Annotated in this window: 20 protein-coding genes and 2 pseudogenes; 19 read left to right on the forward strand and 3 right to left on the reverse strand. The window is 52.2% G+C overall.

Annotation, left to right across the window (positions count from 1 at the left end):
- Window positions 1–521: 521 nt before the first annotated feature.
- Both ACTJJI_RS24760 and ACTJJI_RS24765 read left to right on the forward strand, forming a co-directional pair.
- Complete coding sequence (locus tag ACTJJI_RS24760) at window positions 522–2,168, forward strand: AAA family ATPase (protein ID WP_440656017.1); 1,647 nt, start codon at window positions 522–524, stop codon at window positions 2,166–2,168.
- A 303-nt stretch (window positions 2,169–2,471) separates the two neighbouring features.
- On the forward strand, window positions 2,472–3,905 hold the full coding sequence (locus ACTJJI_RS24765; protein WP_039025476.1) for a DNA cytosine methyltransferase: 1,434 nt from the start codon (window positions 2,472–2,474) through the stop codon (window positions 3,903–3,905).
- Between the two features lie 33 nt (window positions 3,906–3,938).
- Here ACTJJI_RS24765 and ACTJJI_RS24770 read toward each other — a convergent pair whose 3' ends face one another.
- Window positions 3,939–5,147, reverse strand: coding sequence for a type II site-specific deoxyribonuclease (locus ACTJJI_RS24770; RefSeq protein ID WP_440655969.1), 1,209 nt, complete (start codon window positions 5,145–5,147; stop codon window positions 3,939–3,941).
- 154 nt (window positions 5,148–5,301) lie between these two features.
- Window positions 5,302–6,345: pseudogene (locus tag ACTJJI_RS24775) on the reverse strand (tyrosine-type recombinase/integrase); the annotation flags it as partial.
- Here ACTJJI_RS24775 and ACTJJI_RS24780 point away from each other — a divergent pair.
- Window positions 6,336–6,653 (forward strand): annotated as a pseudogene (locus ACTJJI_RS24780) (antirestriction protein); the annotation flags it as partial. The pseudogenes ACTJJI_RS24775 and ACTJJI_RS24780 overlap by 10 nt on opposite strands.
- 46 nt (window positions 6,654–6,699) lie before the next feature.
- Here ACTJJI_RS24780 and ACTJJI_RS24785 read toward each other — a convergent pair.
- A complete protein-coding gene (locus tag ACTJJI_RS24785) occupies window positions 6,700–7,176 on the reverse strand; it encodes a transglycosylase SLT domain-containing protein (protein ID WP_410375451.1) in 477 nt (158 codons plus the stop codon).
- A gap of 431 nt (window positions 7,177–7,607) precedes the next feature.
- On the opposite strand from ACTJJI_RS24785, the gene traM reads away from it, so the two are divergent.
- From traM to traW, 16 genes are all read left to right on the forward strand, one after another.
- A complete protein-coding gene (gene traM / locus ACTJJI_RS24790) occupies window positions 7,608–8,000 on the forward strand; it encodes a conjugal transfer relaxosome DNA-binding protein TraM (protein ID WP_008324167.1) in 393 nt (130 codons plus the stop codon).
- Between the two features lie 188 nt (window positions 8,001–8,188).
- Window positions 8,189–8,878, forward strand: coding sequence for a hypothetical protein (locus tag ACTJJI_RS24795; RefSeq protein WP_063132066.1), 690 nt, complete (start codon window positions 8,189–8,191; stop codon window positions 8,876–8,878).
- An 86-nt stretch (window positions 8,879–8,964) separates the two neighbouring features.
- Window positions 8,965–9,189: a TraY domain-containing protein gene (locus ACTJJI_RS24800; RefSeq protein ID WP_008324165.1), complete on the forward strand. Its 225-nt coding sequence runs from the start codon at window positions 8,965–8,967 to the stop codon at window positions 9,187–9,189.
- 57 nt (window positions 9,190–9,246) lie between these two features.
- Window positions 9,247–9,597, forward strand: a complete 351-nt coding sequence (gene traA / locus ACTJJI_RS24805; RefSeq protein WP_045379450.1) for a type IV conjugative transfer system pilin TraA — start codon at window positions 9,247–9,249, stop codon at window positions 9,595–9,597.
- Between the two features lie 150 nt (window positions 9,598–9,747).
- A complete protein-coding gene (traL, locus tag ACTJJI_RS24810; protein ID WP_045911931.1) occupies window positions 9,748–10,053 on the forward strand; it encodes a type IV conjugative transfer system protein TraL in 306 nt (101 codons plus the stop codon).
- A gap of 14 nt (window positions 10,054–10,067) precedes the next feature.
- Window positions 10,068–10,634, forward strand: coding sequence for a type IV conjugative transfer system protein TraE (traE, locus tag ACTJJI_RS24815; protein ID WP_025759824.1), 567 nt, complete (start codon window positions 10,068–10,070; stop codon window positions 10,632–10,634).
- A complete protein-coding gene (gene traK / locus ACTJJI_RS24820) occupies window positions 10,621–11,364 on the forward strand; it encodes a type-F conjugative transfer system secretin TraK (protein ID WP_440655974.1) in 744 nt (247 codons plus the stop codon). Before traE ends, traK begins: the two co-directional genes overlap by 14 nt.
- Entirely contained in the window at window positions 11,351–12,745 is a 1,395-nt protein-coding gene (gene traB / locus ACTJJI_RS24825) for an F-type conjugal transfer pilus assembly protein TraB (protein WP_440655976.1), read from the forward strand. The genes traK and traB overlap by 14 nt, the downstream gene beginning before the upstream one ends.
- 21 nt (window positions 12,746–12,766) lie before the next feature.
- A complete protein-coding gene (gene traV, locus ACTJJI_RS24830; protein WP_440655978.1) occupies window positions 12,767–13,306 on the forward strand; it encodes a type IV conjugative transfer system lipoprotein TraV in 540 nt (179 codons plus the stop codon).
- Window positions 13,307–13,425: 119 nt separating this feature from the next.
- Window positions 13,426–13,650 (forward strand): TraR/DksA C4-type zinc finger protein, encoded by a 225-nt coding sequence (locus tag ACTJJI_RS24835; RefSeq protein ID WP_440655980.1) that lies wholly within the window; start codon window positions 13,426–13,428, stop codon window positions 13,648–13,650.
- A 3-nt stretch (window positions 13,651–13,653) separates the two neighbouring features.
- Window positions 13,654–13,839, forward strand: coding sequence for a hypothetical protein (locus ACTJJI_RS24840; protein WP_016674194.1), 186 nt, complete (start codon window positions 13,654–13,656; stop codon window positions 13,837–13,839).
- A complete protein-coding gene (locus ACTJJI_RS24845; protein ID WP_440655983.1) occupies window positions 13,823–14,227 on the forward strand; it encodes a hypothetical protein in 405 nt (134 codons plus the stop codon). Before ACTJJI_RS24840 ends, ACTJJI_RS24845 begins: the two co-directional genes overlap by 17 nt.
- Window positions 14,217–14,876: a conjugal transfer protein TraP gene (locus ACTJJI_RS24850; protein ID WP_440655985.1), complete on the forward strand. Its 660-nt coding sequence runs from the start codon at window positions 14,217–14,219 to the stop codon at window positions 14,874–14,876. The genes ACTJJI_RS24845 and ACTJJI_RS24850 overlap by 11 nt, the downstream gene beginning before the upstream one ends.
- A complete protein-coding gene (gene traC / locus ACTJJI_RS24855) occupies window positions 14,863–17,499 on the forward strand; it encodes a type IV secretion system protein TraC (RefSeq protein WP_369064387.1) in 2,637 nt (878 codons plus the stop codon). The genes ACTJJI_RS24850 and traC overlap by 14 nt, the downstream gene beginning before the upstream one ends.
- Window positions 17,496–17,843 (forward strand): type-F conjugative transfer system protein TrbI, encoded by a 348-nt coding sequence (trbI, locus tag ACTJJI_RS24860; RefSeq protein WP_440655987.1) that lies wholly within the window; start codon window positions 17,496–17,498, stop codon window positions 17,841–17,843. The genes traC and trbI overlap by 4 nt, the downstream gene beginning before the upstream one ends.
- Window positions 17,843–18,490, forward strand: a complete 648-nt coding sequence (gene traW, locus ACTJJI_RS24865; RefSeq protein WP_440655989.1) for a type-F conjugative transfer system protein TraW — start codon at window positions 17,843–17,845, stop codon at window positions 18,488–18,490. The genes trbI and traW overlap by 1 nt, the downstream gene beginning before the upstream one ends.
- The last annotated feature ends 1 nt before the right edge of the window (window position 18,491 follow it).

An 18,491-nucleotide genomic window follows, 5' to 3' on the forward strand; every position in this document is an offset into this window, starting at 1 on the left:
TTTAATTTCCATACGAATCTCAAAAGTGATCATAAGCTCCCCTGTATTCAGAGGAGCAGATTAACCCCTGGATCAATTTTCAACCGCTGGGGTGGATCAGTTTTGCACCGTTGGTAACAGGCACGGGTAAAAGCACCATATCACGTGCCATTTTGCACAGTGTTTCTCGTGATGTCGCTGGTCTTAACAGTCTGCTACCTTTTAAGTTTCGAGCAGCGAATCCCGACGAATTTCAGCCCAGTGTAACGGGTACAGAGCAAATTCAGGATGTAATGTGCTTTGATGAAAAGTACGTATCTCAGTTCACATTTCAGCCAGATGAACTGATTAGTAACAGCTTTGACATCTTTATCAAAACAGAAGCCTACAACCAAACGGAGCGAGAGATCGACTCGATGGTAATGGCAATCCGGCAGGAATTCAGTGGTAATGATGAGCTTGAGCTATTTATTACACATCTTCAGGAGCTTAGTGGTGCGTTCAAGCTGACAAGCAAGGGCTTATCTAAAGCCTCTACGGGGATGAAGGGGTTGGCAGGGGGTAACAAGCTTCAGCATATTCCCTCCGGGCTAGAGCCTTATCAGCCATTTATTCAGAGTCCTCGTAATGTAGAGTGGATCGAGTGGCAGACCAAAGGGTATGAAAATTTCTGCTCACTCTCTGAGGGATGCTGTCCTTTCTGCACAGGTGATTCTCACGAAAAAGCAGAACAAATTAGCAAAGTAAGCGCTGAATATGACAAAGCAGTGATCAAAAATCTGGTTGGTATCATCACAGTACTTGATAAATTAGGCGAGTATTTTTCCGAAGCCGCACGCTCCCGTCTGAGGGAAATAACGACGTTACAGGGAGGATTGGAGAAGAAGCATGAAGACTATCTTGTTACCGTAAAGCAGCAGACAGAAAATCTTCTGGCCATGCTCTTAACATTAAAAACCCTGAACAGTTTTACTTTTAACGACGCCGGAAATATTCGTGCCTCTTTAGCCTCTTTTCGTTTGGATGTGAAGTATTTTTCCGAGCTGCAATCTGATAAAACTCTTGCAACAATTGGGCGACTGAACGCCTCGTTAGATAGCCTCATTTCCCAGGCTGGTTTGCTGCAGGGGCAAATCAACAAGCAGCGCGCTGGCATGCAGCGGCTCATTCAGAAACACAAGAAGGATATCAACACTTTTCTGGCATATGCGGGTTACCGCTATCAGGTAGATATATCTGGCGATGGAGAACAGTGCCGTCTTAAGCTTCGCCATGTCGACTATACCGACTATCTCAGTGGAGGTAGCCAACATTTGAGCTACGGCGAGCGTAATGCCTTTTCGATCGTTCTTTTTATGTACGAATGCCTGGCTCGTAAGCCCAACCTGATTATTCTCGATGATCCTATCTCTTCGTTTGATAAAAACAAAAAATTTGCCATCCTAGAAATGTTGTTCCGCCGTGACTCATCTGAGTGTTTGAAAAACCAGACGGTACTGATGCTTACACATGACGTTGAGCCAATCATCGATACTCTGAAGTCGGTGAAGAAGTTGTTTAGTAACCAGGTTACTGCATCCTATTTACGTTATAGCACTGGCACGATAACTGAATTACCTATCCGCGAAAGCGATATTCTGACGTTTGCCCAAATCTGCAAAGTGGTTCTCGAATCCGACTGTGATGACCTGATCAAGCTCATTTATCTTCGCAGGCATTATGAAATCATGGACAATCGAGGTGATGTTTATCAGGTACTTTCTAACTTGTTTCACCGCCGAGAGGAACCAATCGACACACGCCTACCTCTGATTGAAGGAACAGGGTACCCGATGATGGACCCGGAGAGCTTCCTTAATGGATGCTGTTTAATCACTAAAAATATTTTTGGTTTTGATTACCCCCATATGCTGAGCTTGCTGAATGATCCTGACAAAATTCTGTCGTTATATCGAAGCTGCACGAATGGCTATGAAAAACTTCAGGTGTTCCGACTACTGGAACCTGAGGCCGATAACCGTGTCATTCGCAAGTTTGTGAATGAAACCTATCATATTGAAAACGAGTTTATCTGCCAACTAGACCCCACACGATTCGATCTTATCCCGGAATACGTTATTGTTGAATGTGACAGGCTGCTCCTTAATATCGGGGCGTCGAACGATGATGCTGAACTGGAAACGGCCTGAACGTATGGTCTAGATGTAACTCTTCTTAGCAGTGAAGGTGAGTAGTAATACTCACCTACCTGGATCTCCAATTCAATTGAGCCTGCTGATAAGCAGGCCTTTTTGGCGAGACACAGAAGCCTCTAAAGTTGGGACATGCGAGACATGGCGCTTTTTATGCCGCCAGATAGTATCTTTCTGGTCCAGTAATGACAAAAAGCTGATTTCCGTTAACAATAACCCTGTTTAGATATCCAGATAAAAACATTTCCTCTGGGTCAAATGAGTGATACAGTTTCACCCATAAGACCCAATGGAGGCAATATGTCTGAATTTGAATTACTGGCGCAGGATCTGCTTGAGAAAGCAGAGGCGGAAGAACAACTGCGACAGGAAAATGATAAAAAGCTGCTCGGGCAGGTGCTGGAAATCTATGACCAGAAGTACGTGGCTGAACTGCTTAGAAAAGTTGGTAAAAATGAGTGGAGTCGCGAGACTCTTAATCGCTGGATTAATGGTAAGTGCTCACCTAAGTCGCTGACGTTAGCCGAAGAGGAACTTCTACGAAAAATGCTTCCGGAAGCGCCTGCACATCACCCTGACTATGCCTTCCGGTTTATTGACCTGTTTGCTGGCATTGGAGGTATACGGAAGGGCTTCGAAACCATCGGTGGCCAGTGCGTTTTTACCAGTGAATGGAATAAAGAGGCTGTGCGCACATATAAAGCTAACTGGTTTAACGATGCTCAGGAACACACTTTCAATCTCGATATTCGGGAAGTCACGCTCAGTGATAAACCTGAAGTACCTGAAAACGATGCCTATGCTTACATTAATGAGCATGTGCCGGATCATGATGTACTTCTGGCAGGTTTCCCCTGTCAACCGTTCAGCCTTGCGGGTGTAAGCAAGAAAAACTCGCTCGGGCGCGCGCATGGTTTCGAATGTGAGGCTCAGGGAACGCTTTTCTTCGATGTGGCGCGTATTATCCGCGCAAAAAAACCTGCCATCTTTGTTCTTGAAAACGTTAAAAACCTGAAGAGCCATGACAAGGGTAAAACCTTTAAAGTCATCATGGATACCCTCGACGAACTGGGCTATGAAGTTGCGGATGCAGCTGAGATGGGCAAAAACGATCCTAAAGTTATCGACGGAAAGCACTTTTTACCTCAGCACCGAGAACGTATCGTTTTGGTCGGTTTCCGTCGTGATCTGAATATTCACCAGGGCTTTACCCTGCGCGATATTAGTCGTTTTTATCCGGAACAGCGTCCGTCATTTGGCGAACTGCTGGAACCCGTGGTTGACAGCAAATATATACTGACGCCGAAACTCTGGGAGTATCTCTATAACTACGCCAAAAAGCACGCAGCTAAGGGTAACGGATTCGGTTTTGGCCTCGTTAATCCTGAAAATAAAGAAAGCATTGCCCGTACGCTTTCTGCTCGCTATCACAAAGACGGGTCTGAAATTCTGATAGACCGTGGCTGGGATATGGCCACAGGTGAAACAGACTTCGCGAACGAAGAAAATCAGGCGCATCGGCCCCGCAGGCTGACTCCACGAGAGTGCGCGCGCCTTATGGGTTTTGAAAAAGTAGATGGCAGGCCTTTTCGCATTCCTGTGTCAGACACTCAGTCGTACAGGCAGTTCGGTAACTCCGTAGTGGTGCCCGTGTTTGAAGCCGTAGCCAAACTGCTTGAACCTTATATCCTGAAAGCGGTTTATGCCGATTCGTGCAAGGTTGAACGAATCTGATCGCTCCTCCCGGTATTTATGCCGGGAGATTATCTATGGAATATCTGCGTAAAGCCCTGTCAGCTCAGCAATAAACGCACCTAGCGTCATTAGCTCAGATCTCACCGCCTCCGGGTATTTTTTGTGCAGAGATGATGGCACGACCAGTCTGACACCCGACTCCCGCATCTCCCGATATTGAGCCAGAGAAACTCCCTCCTGGAGTGTAAACAGATGCACCTGATGAATTTTATCGGCCTCATTCAGTATCTGACGCCAGCGATCCTTACAGGTAGTCTTGACTGCCAGCATGCGCAGATTTTCTACGGGAAACTCAGTATCGTGGTAAGCCCCTGCGGAAGGGAAAAGGAAATCGGGTTTTTTATTACCTTCTGTGACGGCCTGCGTCGCAAAGTGTCGCAGGCCGTGCTCAATGAATAGATGCTCCAGGTGCAGTTCCAGCGACTTCCCGGCTCTGGATTTACGGCGATTGCTGACAGAATTGGCCAGCGCAATAAATTCATCCACAGAGCCAAATCCTTTCCGGATGATATCCAGAACATGCAGTTCCTCAACCAACAGAAATATGTCGTACTCCACGCGCCGGCGGTCAAGAAGTTGCTCATCCGGATCAAGGGAATTTTTCACATAATGGCTGGCTGCATACTGAATAATTTCACTTCCCGACGGAAAGCGCAGGTGCCAGTCTTCAGGTAGAATATATTTATGATTTACTGGCGCTTGCTGTAGAGATAGTCCGCCAAGAATCTGTCCTGCGGGGCCGGATATAAGCGCTCCGGGTATAACTTCACCAATAGCGGTCTCAATGACGTCCTCTTCATCAGTGCTGGCGCATACCCAAATATTTACTTCCTTACAGTCCCCCCCTTGCTCATCAAGCTTGAAAGCCAGGAGCGTCAGAGCCCCTGTATTTTCAGGATCCTGAAGTGGACTGCCTCTACCCCAGCGGGTAATCCTTTTTTCATTCCGGGTTTTACCAAAATGACGGCTGTTATAATAAATTGCCCGGGCTTCGCTGTCAGGGCAATCATGCGATGACACATGTGCGGTGAGAAAAACCGAAGGGTTCAGTTCACGGGTATGGTTGATAGACGGAAACAGTTTTTCAACGATACCTGAAGGGATATAAAGCCCTACCTGGTGACCACCTGTTGCGCCGGTATCGTTGGCGGAAAGGCGTTTGATGTAGACGAAGTAATTCTCACATGCGATCTCAAGTAGCCAGTTGTGGAAAACCGACATAAGCATCCCCTGTTACCCTGAAACTCTACTCACCATTTTTTCATAATTATATACAAACAGCCAGAAAGGCTGTTACAGGCGATTTGATCTGCAACCTATTGGTTAATATGCTCTGATGTGCGCAATCTTCGTTTTTTGCTCATATTGGTTCATTTTATCCTCCGGACTTACCGGTTAATTTTGCAAGAGCCTGTTCTACTTTTTTAATATCCTGCTCTACAATGGCTTTCTCATCAGGCGTGAGCGGGACCTCTTCGAGATAACGCCTGATAGATGTTTTACTCTCCAGCATCTGTCCGCGCGCACTGTCTTTCAGCAGATTAAAATCGCAACCAATGCAGGCCATTCTGTGCGGGCAACTGCTCCAGAATGGATTCATGCAGAAGGACTCACCAAGGTCATAATAGGTTGCCGGATCAGTGGGCGAGACCGCTTCCGGATCGTGATCGACCAGTACGCTTATCATATGGGCTATCCGATCGGCCTTCACAAATGACGCTGCCAGCTGTGTAGGGCGGATGCGAATGTAATGCAGGGTTGACTGTGGTGATGAATGACCTGACCACTGCATCAGTTCATACAGCGACATGCCCTGTGGTACGCTGGCAAGCGCAGTCAGGGCTGAAGCCCGTCCACGGTGGCTGGTTATGACGCCTCCGCTGTCTTCAACCGGCAGCCCCGCTCTAGCGCAGAGGACTGGGATGACCGTCCGGTTAATCACATCGCTGCCTGCCGGCTTGCCGCGATACTGGAAGAGATAACGGACTTTTTCTCCGGTGCGATCATCATTCAGTTTTGCCTGATCCACGGGACGGACGTTCAACCATATGTCTACATATTTTTTTACAATGACAGAGACGGGTTTAACAAATGCTTTCGATGTCTTTCCTGCCGGGACGTTTAGATAACATAGTGTTCCGGCAGGAACGACACTACCATCCTCCCTGATAATGTCTTCTGACTGAGGCGTGACGCATTCCGTAGTCAGGCGCAGGAGTTCATTCTGTCGTAAACCTGCATGGGTCCAGATAACAGCCATTGCCTGAAGCATGGAAAGGGGATAGTGAATTTCACTGAGCAGGTCTTCGTGGCGCAGGTTCAGACTGGCCCAGATGAGTTTGAGCCAGACGGGATCATCTATCACTCTCGGATTTACACCACGGCGAAAAAGTGGGGTATCCGGCGTGAAAAGGTGACGGAGGAAACGTTGCTCCGAACTGTGTCAGATTCACCACGACGCAAACCGGATATATCGCACCGGAAGGTGAACAGCGCTATAACATGGTTATTCCCGGTAATTACTTTGAAGCAGAGGTCAGTGCCGATGCTGCCGGAATTATTGCGACCCTGATGATCATGAACTGGTTGTCCTGGCAGGTTGCAGATATGGGGCCTGAATATTCGAAAGTCTGTAAACACCTCGTCGCTTGTCAGGATGCACTGAAAGACTACATCAGTATCATAAAACACCCTGAAGCAGATTTAATTTATCGGGCTATTGATTGACGACATAAATACTGGATGAATAAAAAGACCTCCTGTTGAGGTCTTTTTACTGTTTTGCAAGAGTCTGCGCTGCATTTTTATTATTCTTTATCGCCCGATATGTTACCTCAATTTTTCTGGCATAGACATATCTTCTCTGCGCCTGTTCTTCTGTTTTCCTGAAACCTGCATTATAAGCGCCCACGGCCTGCCAGCTGACTCCCCACTTTTTGAATGCAATTGCAAGATAGTAAGCCCCGGTGTAGATATTCATACACGGATCGGAAATAAGGTGCTCCGGTTTTATTCCATAACGAGCCAGTTCGTTAAAGTGCTGGGAGTCCACCTGCATAAGTCCGGAGCCAAAGCCCGAAACAGGATTGTAGCCTTTAACGTCTGTGCGGAAGTTCGATTCATTCCAGGAGATTGCCCGAAGCAGATCCGGATCTATATGATAATCCCTTCCTGCCAGATCAAAACAATCAGCAGCGTTCAACATTCCAGAAAAAGCCAACATTAAAAACGTAAGAGCAATCCGTTTCATTTCTTCCCTCCGGGCACCATGCCGGAAATACGTTAACCCATCCCATGCCCAGACTCAACTAATATGCACTCCTCACCACCAAAAGCACCACACCCCACGCAAAATTAAAATTTTGCTGATTGGCTCTTTAAATCATGCAGTTAGAGAAAAAGTAATGTGAAATAATTTATTTTAATGTGTGTAAACGACTCGGTAGTGAGTTTTATTCGACTCGGGAAAAACTCTACTCAGAGTCATTTGTGACTATTTTTAATAAATCCATTGAGTTATGACTACGGCGAGTCTATATTCGAGTCGTGAATTTTTACAGTGTGTGTCGGCATGCAAGTCGTCTGTTTTCTGGCAGAGTGTCTGTGCCGAGTCGTGCATTTTTAGCTTTTCAAAATATTCTGTTGTACAGAAGTTTTGGAAATATAAATAAGGAGAAAATTATGGCCAGAGTTCAGGTCTATGTAAGCGATGAAGTGTCAGAGAAAATAAGAGTAATCGCTGAAAAACGTCGCGCTGAAGGAGCGAGAGATAAAGATGTAAGTTTTTCAAGCATTGCATCAATGCTGGTCGAACTTGGTCTTCGGGTCTATGAAGCGCAAATGGAAAGAAAAGAGTCTTCCTTTAATCAGGCGCTCTATAATAAAACTATCCTTGAAAATGTAATGAAAACTCAATTTATTGTCAGCAAGCTGCTGGCGATGGAGTCGCTAAGTCCACATCTCGCAGGAAATGAAAAATTTGATTTCAGGGATATGGTTACGTGTATACGTGAAGATGTGCAACAGATTGTTGAAAAATTCTTCCCACAGGAGGAAGAGTCTCAAGATAATTAGCTGAAAATGTTTGATAAATAGGATTTAGATCTGCTGTTTTTGAGTGACTTTGTCGTCAGTAATTGATATATTTTATGCAGACATAAGTAAAATTTGATGCCCGCCATTCAATTTGGTGGGTCGCCGGTACACCGGGCTAGACCCCCGGGTGTACCGACTATACACAGAAACCTTCAGAGGAGGCTTCAATGCACCCGCGCGATCCTAGAGATCTCTCCGAACCAAGTCAATCATTAGATGATATTGTGAAGCGTTTTGATGCGCTTTATAAGTGCTCGCCTTTGCCTTTTTGCATTCGAGATCAATCCAGAAACACCATATATAAAAACGATGCATATTTAGATTTCTTCCACCCATTATCTAAGTGTTTTTCAGGTGTCAGTTTTGATCCTGATGAAGTTGAGCTTGATTTGTCGACAATTGAGTTAGAGGCCTTTGTTATGGGGCCGGACACAGCTATTTGTAGAACTTTTAATTTGAATGGTGAGTTTTACCAGTTACGTGTTGAAATTCGCATTCTAAATAAAGAATTATATGCTTTCTGGTTTATTAATTACTTCCCGGATTATCAAGCTTTATTCAATACTTCGAATAGGATAAAAAATGATGACTTTGATTTTGATATTTTCCTTTCGGGGTTGACAAATAAGAAAATGATTACGTTGTGTTTTTCAATTCTTGGCTTTCAACTTCATACAATGGCGCAATATTTAGGTGTTTCTGAAAAAGCAATTTCAAGCAGACTTTCTAGTGTGAAGAATGAACTTGCAAAATATTTTACTGATTATGATGACTTCAGATTCTACTGCATGAGAATGGACGTATACAGAAAGGTGAGAATGGTTGTCCTTAAAGTTTTGAATGTTAAATTTATGTAAAAAATATAGTGGAATTTTTCGCGTATTGAATAAATTGTATTCAATGTGTCACTATCCTGACGCAGGAATATGTTGAGAGGGAAAACATGATTAGACGTCACAGGCTTCGTGGCCCAACGGTAACTATGTCGATCTACCTTGACCCACAAACCGATCTTCTTATTTTGAAGGCGAAGGACAGAAGTGGTCGTTCTAAATCAGCTGAAGCGCTGATTCGGTTACGTGACCACCTGGAAAAATTCCCTGATTTCTATAACTCTGAAATGGCGGAGGTGATCCCAAACAATCTTGAACCCAAGTCACAAAACTAGTTTTTTAGGATTTTTATTTCAACAAATCTATCCGGTGTAATTAAAGGATTAATGAATATGACTGATGTGTCTGTTATTAACGCTGTACCCGCGACCTCTGCAAAGAAAAAATTCAGCAAAGTCGCGTTACTCAAAGCGCTGAAGTTTGCCCTGCCTGTCGCAGCCCTTGCTGCGTTTTTCCCTGAAACGGTTCTGGCCTCGACTGCGGGTAAAGATCTCATGTCCAGCGGCGATGCAACCGTTAAAGGTACATTTGGTAAAGATTCCAGCGTGGTTAAGTGGGTTATTCTTGCCGAAGTCCTGGTAGGGGCCGTGATGTATATGACGACCAAGAACCTCAAGTTCCTGGCGGGCTTTGCGATCCTGTCCGTATTCGTCACGGTAGGTATGTCTGTCGCAGGATACTGATATCCAGCGACAGCCGTTCAGAGCCACTTCCGACTATTAAATTCCGGTTTAATTCTGAATGCCCTTCACGAGCATTCACGGGAGGGCTTTGCCTGTAATCCGGCTGGCAGGTATTTCCATACTGCCAGCTGTACCGGAGACGGAACATATATGGCAGATGAATCTCTCAAAAAATATCGATTTCCCGAAACCCTGACGAATCAGAGCCGCTGGTTTGGCCTTCCTGTGGATGAACTTATTCCGGCCATTATCTGCCTGGGGTGGGGATTCTGGACCCAGCATTATATTCCCGGAATTATCGCTGCCGTACTGGCCTATCTCGGAATTAAAAAGCTCAAGAAAGGGCGGGGCAGTTCATGGCTGCGGGACCTGGTCTACTGGTATATGCCGACCTCACTGCTGAGGGGGATTTTTCATGATGTACCCGACTCATGCTACCGCCAGTGGATTAAATAGACAGGAATAATCAGATGGAACACGGAGCACGATTAAGTACACAGCGGGTTATTGCCATCGGCTTTATTGCCATGGGGGTGGTTATTCTGGGAAGTATCACCACCAATGTTATTCAGGCCGTCAACAACTACCGTCTTCAGAATGAGCAGAAGTCTATCGTCACGCCAATGCTTTTCAACGCGCCGTTTGCCGTGTCGCAGAACCAGGCGGATGCCTCCTACCTGCAGCAGATGGCCCTGTCGCTTATCGCCCTTCGCCTGAATGTTACCCCGGAAACCGTTGATGCCTCTCATGAGCAGCTGCTGGCCTATGTCAAACCCGCAGCGCAGAACGAGCTGAAAATCCGGCTTGCTGAGGATGCGAAGCGCATTAAGGACAACAACGTTAACTCGTCTTTCTATATGACCAGCGTGAAGGTTTATCCGGCAAGCAGCCGCGTGGACGTGCGGGGCCAGCTGAAGACCTGGATAGGCGACTCGAAACCGTATCCCGAGCTGAAACAGTACGTTCTCAAGTTCGAGCGTGAGGACGGCATCAGCTGGCTCAGTCACTTCGGAGAAATCACCGATGAACAAAAATAGTCGCCGTGCGCTGCTGGCGTTGCTGATGCTCGCTTCCGGTCAGACGGTCGCCGCACCCGCTGCGCTTTCTGCCACGATTGTTCCGCTGACGAACGGCGGACAGGCCAGTATCGCGGTCAGCAACACCGACCCGAACCTTTTTACGGTCGCAGGTGACCGCGTGACGGCCCTGACCAGCCTCGACGGTGAGCTGACGCGGCAGGAGCAGACGGCAAGCGGCGGTGTGATTGTCAGCACCCTCAACAAAAAGCCCTTCACGTTCATTCTGGAAACCGAACGCGGCCTCAACTTCTCGGTACAGGCCGTGCCGCGAGCGGGCGCGGGGCGAACCATCCAGCTGATCAGCGAGCTGTCCGGCACGGGCGAAGCGGCGCGCACCTGGGAAGAGTCTTCCCCCTACGAGGCCACGCTGGTTTCCCTGAGCCAGCATCTGCTGGGCGGGCAGCTTCCGTCCGGCTGGCAGGCTATCCCCGTTACGCATGAAGCCCTCAACGCGCCCGCCGGACTTTCTGCAGTCCCCGAGCGCGTCTGGGTGGGTAATCACCTTAAGGTGGTGCGCTATCGCGTCACCAACAATACCGGGATGGCCCGCAACATCGCGGAAAGCGACTTCTGGCAGAGCGGCATTCGCGGCGTGCTGTTTGGTGAAGCCTCGCGTCAGCTGATGGCGGGCGGCGCCCTGCAGGTCTTCATTATCAGCAGCGGAGGTGCGGCTGATGGCCAGCATTAATTCAGTGGTGAAGCGCAAGCAGTTTATCTGGCTGGGTATCGTGCTGGCGACCGTGGGCGTGGTGGGCGGCGGCGGCTGGTATCTGGCGGATGCACGCTACGAGGGCAGCAGCGATGCGGCAGCCGCCGGCGAGCCTGCGCCCGATATGACCGGCGTGGTGGACAGCACCTTTGACCAGAAGGTGCAGCAGCATGCCACGACCGAGATGCAGGCTACGGCCTCCGAGATGCAGAAGCAGTATGCCGAAATGCGCCGCGAGCTTGAGCTGCTCAGCAAGGGGCAGGCAGGCTATCAGCACCAGATTGACAAACTCAGTCAGGATAATGCGGCGCTTTCCGCTCAGGTCAGCGCGCTGGGGGCGAAACCCGTCACCGCATCGGGTGAGCCGGCCCCGCAGCCGCCAGCGCCTGCGCCGGGGCCTGAAGGTGAGCCGCAGCCGACCGGTTTCCCGCCGCAGACGGGGGCCGTCCCGCCGCCGACCGCGTTCTATCCGGGTAACGGCGTCACGCCGCCGGCGCAGGTACAGTACCAGCCCATCCCCGTGCCCAACCAGCTGCGCCGTCAGTCTTTTGCCCGCAGCGACGAGAGCAAAGGTCCGTCCCTGCCGTACATCCCGTCGGGCAGCTTCGCCAAATCGATGCTGATTGAGGGGGCTGACGCCAACGCCTCCGTGACCGGTAACGAGTCCACGGTGCCGATGCAGCTGCGCATTACCGGACACGTTGAGATGCCCAACAGCAAAAGCTACGACCTCACCGGCTGCTTTATCGGTCTTGAGGCCTGGGGCGACGTGTCCAGCGAGCGCGCCATCGTACGCACCCGCAACATCAGCTGCCTGAAGCACGGCGTCACTATCGACCAGCCCATTGCCGGACACGTGAGCTTCCGGGGTAAAAACGGCATCAAGGGTGAGGTGGTGATGCGAAACGGCAAAATCCTCGGCTGGGCATGGGGCGCGGGTTTTGTTGACGGCATCGGTCAGGGCGTGCAGACCGCGTCCCAGCCCTCGGTCGGACTCGGCGCCACGGCATCCCTCGGCGCGGGTGACGTGATGAAGATGGGGATTGGCGGAGGTGCCTCCAAAGCCGCTCAGACCCTCAGCGACTACTACATCAAACGCGCAGAGCAGTACCACCCCGTCATCCCGATTGGGGCGGGTAACGAAGTGACCGTTGTCTTTCAGGACGGTTTTCAGCTGAAAACCATTGAAGAGCTGGCGCACGAGAATGACAGAAGCAAAGCGGAGAGCGATGAACGCAGTCCGGTTCCGCCGCCGTCAGTCCCGCAGGGCGGCATGAACGGGTTCAGCACCGACCAGATGCTCAACCAGCTGGGTAGGCTTAACCAGAGCCAGTTTATGCCGAAGGCCGACTCACAGTAACCCCACGTAAAGGAACCGCAAATGAACAAGACAGTGCCTGTTGCGCTCACGCTGGCCAGTCTCCTGACGCTGTCGGGATGTGCCGGTACAACGAGCGATTTTGAGTGTAACGCGACGACATCCGATACCTGCATGACCATTGAGCAGGCCAATGAGAAAGCCAAGCGACTGGAGGAGGCCAGCACGGTAAAGCCGGGTGCGACATCGCTGCCACGCCTGGCTGAGGGAAATTTCCGGACCCGGTCCGTGCAGCCCCTGACGCTGCCGGCTGAACCGGTGCATGCCGTCGCATCCAGGAATACACCGCTGACGGGTACACCGACTCTCCCCCGCCCGCAGCCGCACGCAGTCTCACGGGCGCCGCTCTCCACGGTCACGCCGGTTACTGTGCCGCCGCCAGGGCGCGAGTCCATCGTGGACCCGAGGCCGCTTCGCGTCGGTGAAAAGACGGCCGGGCTGTGGATCGCGCCCTATATCGATACGCAGGACGTTTATCACCAGCCGACGCGGGTGTTTTTTGTTGTGAAACCCTCAGCGTGGGGAACCCCGCGCGTTAACTGAATCCTGAACCGCCACCGCGTGTGGCGCCCATTTTAACAATCTGTCGTTATCACGCGTGCCCTGAAACGTGAAAAGGGATGGGCGGTAGCGTGTCCGGACAGTGTGAGCAGGGAGCGTTGATGGCAGACGAACTCGATCTCCTGCAGGAGCAGGACGAATTGCTGAACCAGCTTCATATACAGGCCGCGAGGCAGTGGTCCTGCCTGGAGGGCAAAAGCCGTAAACGGTGCGAATGCTGTGGCAATCGCATCCCCCTCAGGCGGCAGCAGGCCATCCCGGGCGTACGTACCTGTACGGAATGCCAGCGGGTTCTGGAAATACGACAAAAACAGTATCTGAGGTGACCGATGGGAAGAAGAAAAACCAATGTGATGGTCGTGGGGAAAACTGGTAGCGGTAAGACAGCCATCAGCGTTGATGTTATGCGGACCTTTTTATCAGAACGACAACTCCGCGACTGGCGTGAATTGCGCAAAGACATTCAGAACGATGGCAAAAAACCAGGAGACGAACATCATGACAACCAGGGATAACGGTGGTCCGGGGAAAACCCGTCACCTTAACGATATTACGGCCTGCAGCGAGGCGCAGGGGATGCGTGTCATCTGTGTTAATGCTGTAGAGCGTGACTTCTGGCTTTCAGCGTCTCAGCAGAGCGCTCCCGCCCTCGACGGGAAGGCTGGGATTTCTCAACACATAATGCAACGCCAGCGTGGGCACTGTCTGTTCCTGGGTAAAGCAGGCTCAGGTATGAGCGTAACAAAACAGCAGATGACCCGGTTTTTCCTGGCGAAGTCTGACGTCAGCCGGATTAAAGCGCTGTACAGCGGAGAGGACGGGGAGAGGCTGGCGGAGGCTATCAGAAACAACTGCAGCGTCTGGTTTCCGCTGAATCCCGGAGGTGACGGGAATGATGCTTAAGCTTCTGTCCGTCCTGCTGTATTGCCTTCGATGGCTTGCCTGGGCTTTTCACTATCTGATTGTCTGGCCTGCCGCCACGCTGATGCTGCTGGTTGCCATGCTTTCGTGGATGGAGAACACCACGCCCGGAGAGGCGATGGCGCAGGAAATTATGGCCGTCACGCATAACGTCAGCAGTGGCGAGTTTCGTATTGCGGCCTGCCGCGATGAACCTTTAGACCCCTTTATACCTCCAGCCCCGCAGGGCAAGTCCTCCGGCCTCACGCCGCATGACGCTCCCTCAGCCGTCTGCCATGACCGGGGCAGCGTCGTCACCGATGCAAAAGGGTATGCCGCACATATTGACGGTTCCCTGCGGGTGTTTACGGGATTATGGGCAGTACTGGCCATCATATTTGCAGGGCTGGCCTGGTTTCTGGGGATCAGACCATATTTCCCCCGCTACGTGTTTGTCAAAGTTGCAAGTGACGAGGGGTATATCCGCTGTGCTTCATCCCGTCCGGAGCGGGGGATGGGGGTTCCGGCGATTTTTTCGATGAAAAAGCAGCCCGAAAAACACCAGGGATGCGATGTTTATGCATCTCCTGTGTCCTGCGTGACTTACGACAAAAACGCTAAATTCCCCAAAAAGGAGGATGACCGTGAGTAATCCACTGGATACCGTCACCCGCACGGTCAACTCGCTGCTGACGGCGCTGAAGATGCCCGATGCGTCCTCTGAGGCGAACGATGTCCTCGGGCAGATGCGCTTCCCGCAGTTCAGCCGCGTGCTGCCGTACCGCGACTACGATGCGGAAACCGGCCTCTTCATGAACGAGAAGACGATGGGCTTTATGCTTGAGGCGCAGCCCATCAACGGCGCGAACGAAACTATCGTGTCGTCACTGGAAAACCTGATGCGCACCAAGCTGCCCCGTGAGGTGCCGGTGGCCGTTCACCTGGTGTCCAGCCATCTGGTGGGTCAGGATATCGAGTATGGCCTGCGCGAGCTCTCCTGGACGGGGGAAAAGGCCGATACGTTCAACGCCATCACCCGCGCCTACTATCTCAGGGCCGCAGAAGAAGGGTTCCCGCTGCCCGATCACCTCAACCTGCCGCTGACGCTGCGCAACTACCGGGTGTACATCTCCTGCTGCGTCCCCCGTAAGCGCGGAAGTAAGGCCAGCGTGATGGAGATGGAGAACCAGGTCAAAATCATCCGCGCCTCGCTGCAGGGGGCGCAGATAGCCACCCGCAGCGTGGACGCGGACGCCTTTATCCGCATTGCGGGCGAAATGATTAACCACAACCCGGATGCGCTGTATCCCACCGAACGGGAACTGGACCCGCTCAAGGATCTGAACTACCAGTGCGTGGACGATACCTTTGACCTGAAGGTGAAGGCCGACTACATGACGCTGGGGCTGCGCGGTAACGGTCGCAACAGCACCGCGCGCATCATGAACTTCCAGCTGACCAAAAATCCGGAGCTGGCCTTCCTCTGGAATATGGCCGACAACTACAGCAACCTTCTCAACCCGGAACTGTCCGTTTCGTGCCCGTTTATCCTGACGCTGGTCCTTAGCGTGGAAGACCAGGTGAAGGCGCAGAACGAGGCCAACCTGAAGTTCATGGATCTTGAGAAGAAGTCCAAAACCAGCTACGCCAAGTTCTTCCCGGGCGTGGCGCAGGAGGCAAAAGAGTGGGGCGATCTGCGCCAGCGCCTGTCGTCCGGGCAGTCCTCGCTGGTGAGCTATTTTCTGAACGTGACCCTCTTCTGCCGCGATGACCAGGAAACTGCGCTGAAGGTCGAGCAGGACGTGCTGAACAGCTTCCGTAAAAATGGCTTCGAGCTGATTTCCCCACGCTTTAACCATATGCGCAATTTTCTCGTGAATCTGCCGTTTATGGCGGGCGGCGGCCTCTTTAAGCAGCTGCGCGAGTCCGGCGTGCTGCAGCGCGCCGAAAGCTTTAATGTCGCCAATCTGATGCCGGTGGTGGCGGACAGCCCGCTGGCCACTTCCGGCCTGCTGGCACCGACCTACCGCAACCAGCTGGCGTTTATCGACCTGTTCAGCCGCGGCATGGGTAACACCAACTTCAATATGGCGGTCTGTGGCACCTCCGGCGCGGGGAAAACCGGGCTTATCCAGCCCCTGATACGCAGCGTCATCGACTCCGGCGGCTTCGCCGTGGTGTTCGACATGGGCGACGGCTACAAGTCACTTTGCGAGAACATGGGCGGGGTCTACCTCGACGGCGAGACGCTGAAGTTTAACCCGTTCGCTAACGTCACCGACGATACCATCGATGAGATGGCCGAACGCCTGCGGGACCAGCTGTCCGTGATGGCCAGCCCCAACGGCAACCTGGACGAGGTGCACGAAGGTCTGCTGCTCAAGGCGGTGAAGGCCACCTGGCTTACGAAGAAAAACCAGGCGCGCATTGACGACGTGGTGGACTACCTGATGATGGCCCGCGACAGCGAGGAGTACAGCGGATCGCCAACCATCCGCAGCCGCCTCGATGAGATGGTGGTGTTGCTGACCCAGTACACCCGCGACGGGGTGTACGGCAGTTACTTTAACTCCGACGAACCGTCCCTGAAGGACGAAGCCCGGATGGTGGTGCTTGAGCTCGGCGGACTGGAGGACAGGCCGTCCCTTCTGGTGGCGGTGATGTTCTCGCTCATTCTCTACATTGAGAACCGCATGTACCGCACGCCGCGCAGCCTGAAGAAGCTCAACGTGATAGACGAAGGCTGGCGCCTGCTGGACTTCAAAAATAACAAGGTCGGGGCGTTTATCGAGAAGGGCTACCGTACCGCCCGTCGCCATACCGGGTCGTACATCACCATTACGCAGAACATCGTCGACTTTGACTCGGAAACGGCCTCTAGCGCCGCCCGCGCGGCATGGGGTAACTCGTCCTACAAAATTATCCTCAAGCAGTCGGCTAAAGAGTTCGCCAAGTACAACCAGCTGTACCCGGACCAGTATTCGCAGCTGCAGCGCGACATGATTAAGGGTTTTGGCAGCGCGAAGGACAACTGGTTCAGCAGCTTTATGCTGTCGGTTGAGCACCTGACGTCCTGGCACCGCCTGTTCGTCGATCCGCTCAGCCGGGCAATGTACTCCTCGGACGGTCCGGACTTTGAGTTTCTGCAGCAGCGACGCCGGGAGGGGCTGAGTATTCACGAAGCCGTCTGGGAGCTGGCGTGGAAAAAATCCGGGCCGGAAATGGCCGCGCTGGAGCGCTGGCTTCACGAGCATGAAGGGAAGACCATCTCATGAAAAAACACGTACTCATTAACGCCGCGCTGATTGCCGGCATGCTGGCTGCGAGCGCAGGCGTCATCTGGCTGGTCTGCCAGCTTAACCGTCCTGTGGTTGTGGCCTTCAACATGAAATCCACGGTGGATGCCTTCTTTGACAGCGCCGGTCGCCGTTCGCTGGACGAGGCGCAGACAAAAGCACTCTCAGACCGCTTTAACGCGTCACTGGAGGCCAGCCTCCGGGACTGGCAGATCCGCCATCGTGCCCTCATCCTTGTCGCACCTGCCGTGGTGCAGGGGGCGCCGGATATCACGCGTGAAATCCAGTCTGACGTGGCCCGCCGGATGAAGGAGGGGGCGTGATGCGCGCCCTTGCCCTGGGCCTGACGCTGCTGACCGGCAGCGTGACGGCCGCTGACCTCGGGACGTGGGGCGACCTCTGGCCGGTGGCGGAGCCGGATATGCTGACCGTTATCGAAAGCCGGCTGCAGACGCTGGCGCAGTCCGGCGAGATGGACAAAAAGATGGCGGAGTTTAAGGCACGCGTGGTGCGCAACAGCCAGCGCCCGCCTGCCGTTGAGGGAATAACCCGCGCGGTGCGCTACGAGCGGCGCTGGTTTGACCCGAGCGTGCGGGTGGACAAGGCGCTTGCCGACGACAGGGGCAACGTGTTTGCTCAGGCCGGGCAGGTCTTTAATCCGCTTGATGTGGTGCCGTTTAACGAAACCCTGCTGTTTATCAACGGCGACGATGCGGAGCAGCTCGCGTGGGTACAGCGACAGAAGCCTGACACCCTGATCACCCGCATCATTCTGGTTCAGGGCAACATTCCGCAGACGTCGGAGAAGCTCGACAGCCGCATTTTCTTCGACCAGAACGGGGTGCTGACCGCCCGGTTCGGCATAAGCCAGGTGCCGGCGCGGGTAACGGCGGCACCCAGCGGGAAGCGCCTTCTGGTGGAAATTATTCCGCCCGATATGGAGCAGTATGACGCAGGAGGTGCCCGGTGAA

Origin of the sequence: Enterobacter sp. 22466, assembly GCF_052044775.1 — a bacterium.
GTDB lineage: Bacteria > Pseudomonadota > Gammaproteobacteria > Enterobacterales > Enterobacteriaceae > Enterobacter > Enterobacter dissolvens.

Bases quoted from the DNA above. Each gene is read 5' to 3' on its own strand.
- traW (WP_440655989.1), top strand. From the start codon at position 17,843: ATGCGCGCCCTTGCCCTGGGCCTGACGCTGCTGACCGGCAGCGTGACG.
- ACTJJI_RS24850 (WP_440655985.1), top strand. From the start codon at position 14,217: ATGATGCTTAAGCTTCTGTCCGTCCTGCTGTATTGCCTTCGATGGCTT.
- traA (WP_045379450.1), top strand. From the start codon at position 9,247: ATGACTGATGTGTCTGTTATTAACGCTGTACCCGCGACCTCTGCAAAG.
- ACTJJI_RS24845 (WP_440655983.1), top strand. From the start codon at position 13,823: ATGACAACCAGGGATAACGGTGGTCCGGGGAAAACCCGTCACCTTAAC.
- traV (WP_440655978.1), top strand. From the start codon at position 12,767: ATGAACAAGACAGTGCCTGTTGCGCTCACGCTGGCCAGTCTCCTGACG.
- traM (WP_008324167.1), top strand. From the start codon at position 7,608: ATGGCCAGAGTTCAGGTCTATGTAAGCGATGAAGTGTCAGAGAAAATA.
- ACTJJI_RS24770 (WP_440655969.1), bottom strand. From the start codon at position 5,147: ATGTCGGTTTTCCACAACTGGCTACTTGAGATCGCATGTGAGAATTAC.
- ACTJJI_RS24835 (WP_440655980.1), top strand. From the start codon at position 13,426: ATGGCAGACGAACTCGATCTCCTGCAGGAGCAGGACGAATTGCTGAAC.
- traE (WP_025759824.1), top strand. From the start codon at position 10,068: ATGGAACACGGAGCACGATTAAGTACACAGCGGGTTATTGCCATCGGC.
- trbI (WP_440655987.1), top strand. From the start codon at position 17,496: ATGAAAAAACACGTACTCATTAACGCCGCGCTGATTGCCGGCATGCTG.
- ACTJJI_RS24760 (WP_440656017.1), top strand. From the start codon at position 522: ATGAAGGGGTTGGCAGGGGGTAACAAGCTTCAGCATATTCCCTCCGGG.
- traB (WP_440655976.1), top strand. From the start codon at position 11,351: ATGGCCAGCATTAATTCAGTGGTGAAGCGCAAGCAGTTTATCTGGCTG.
- traK (WP_440655974.1), top strand. From the start codon at position 10,621: ATGAACAAAAATAGTCGCCGTGCGCTGCTGGCGTTGCTGATGCTCGCT.
- traC (WP_369064387.1), top strand. From the start codon at position 14,863: ATGACCGTGAGTAATCCACTGGATACCGTCACCCGCACGGTCAACTCG.
- ACTJJI_RS24765 (WP_039025476.1), top strand. From the start codon at position 2,472: ATGTCTGAATTTGAATTACTGGCGCAGGATCTGCTTGAGAAAGCAGAG.
- traL (WP_045911931.1), top strand. From the start codon at position 9,748: ATGGCAGATGAATCTCTCAAAAAATATCGATTTCCCGAAACCCTGACG.
- ACTJJI_RS24800 (WP_008324165.1), top strand. From the start codon at position 8,965: ATGATTAGACGTCACAGGCTTCGTGGCCCAACGGTAACTATGTCGATC.
- ACTJJI_RS24840 (WP_016674194.1), top strand. From the start codon at position 13,654: ATGGGAAGAAGAAAAACCAATGTGATGGTCGTGGGGAAAACTGGTAGC.
- ACTJJI_RS24785 (WP_410375451.1), bottom strand. From the start codon at position 7,176: ATGAAACGGATTGCTCTTACGTTTTTAATGTTGGCTTTTTCTGGAATG.
- ACTJJI_RS24795 (WP_063132066.1), top strand. From the start codon at position 8,189: ATGCACCCGCGCGATCCTAGAGATCTCTCCGAACCAAGTCAATCATTA.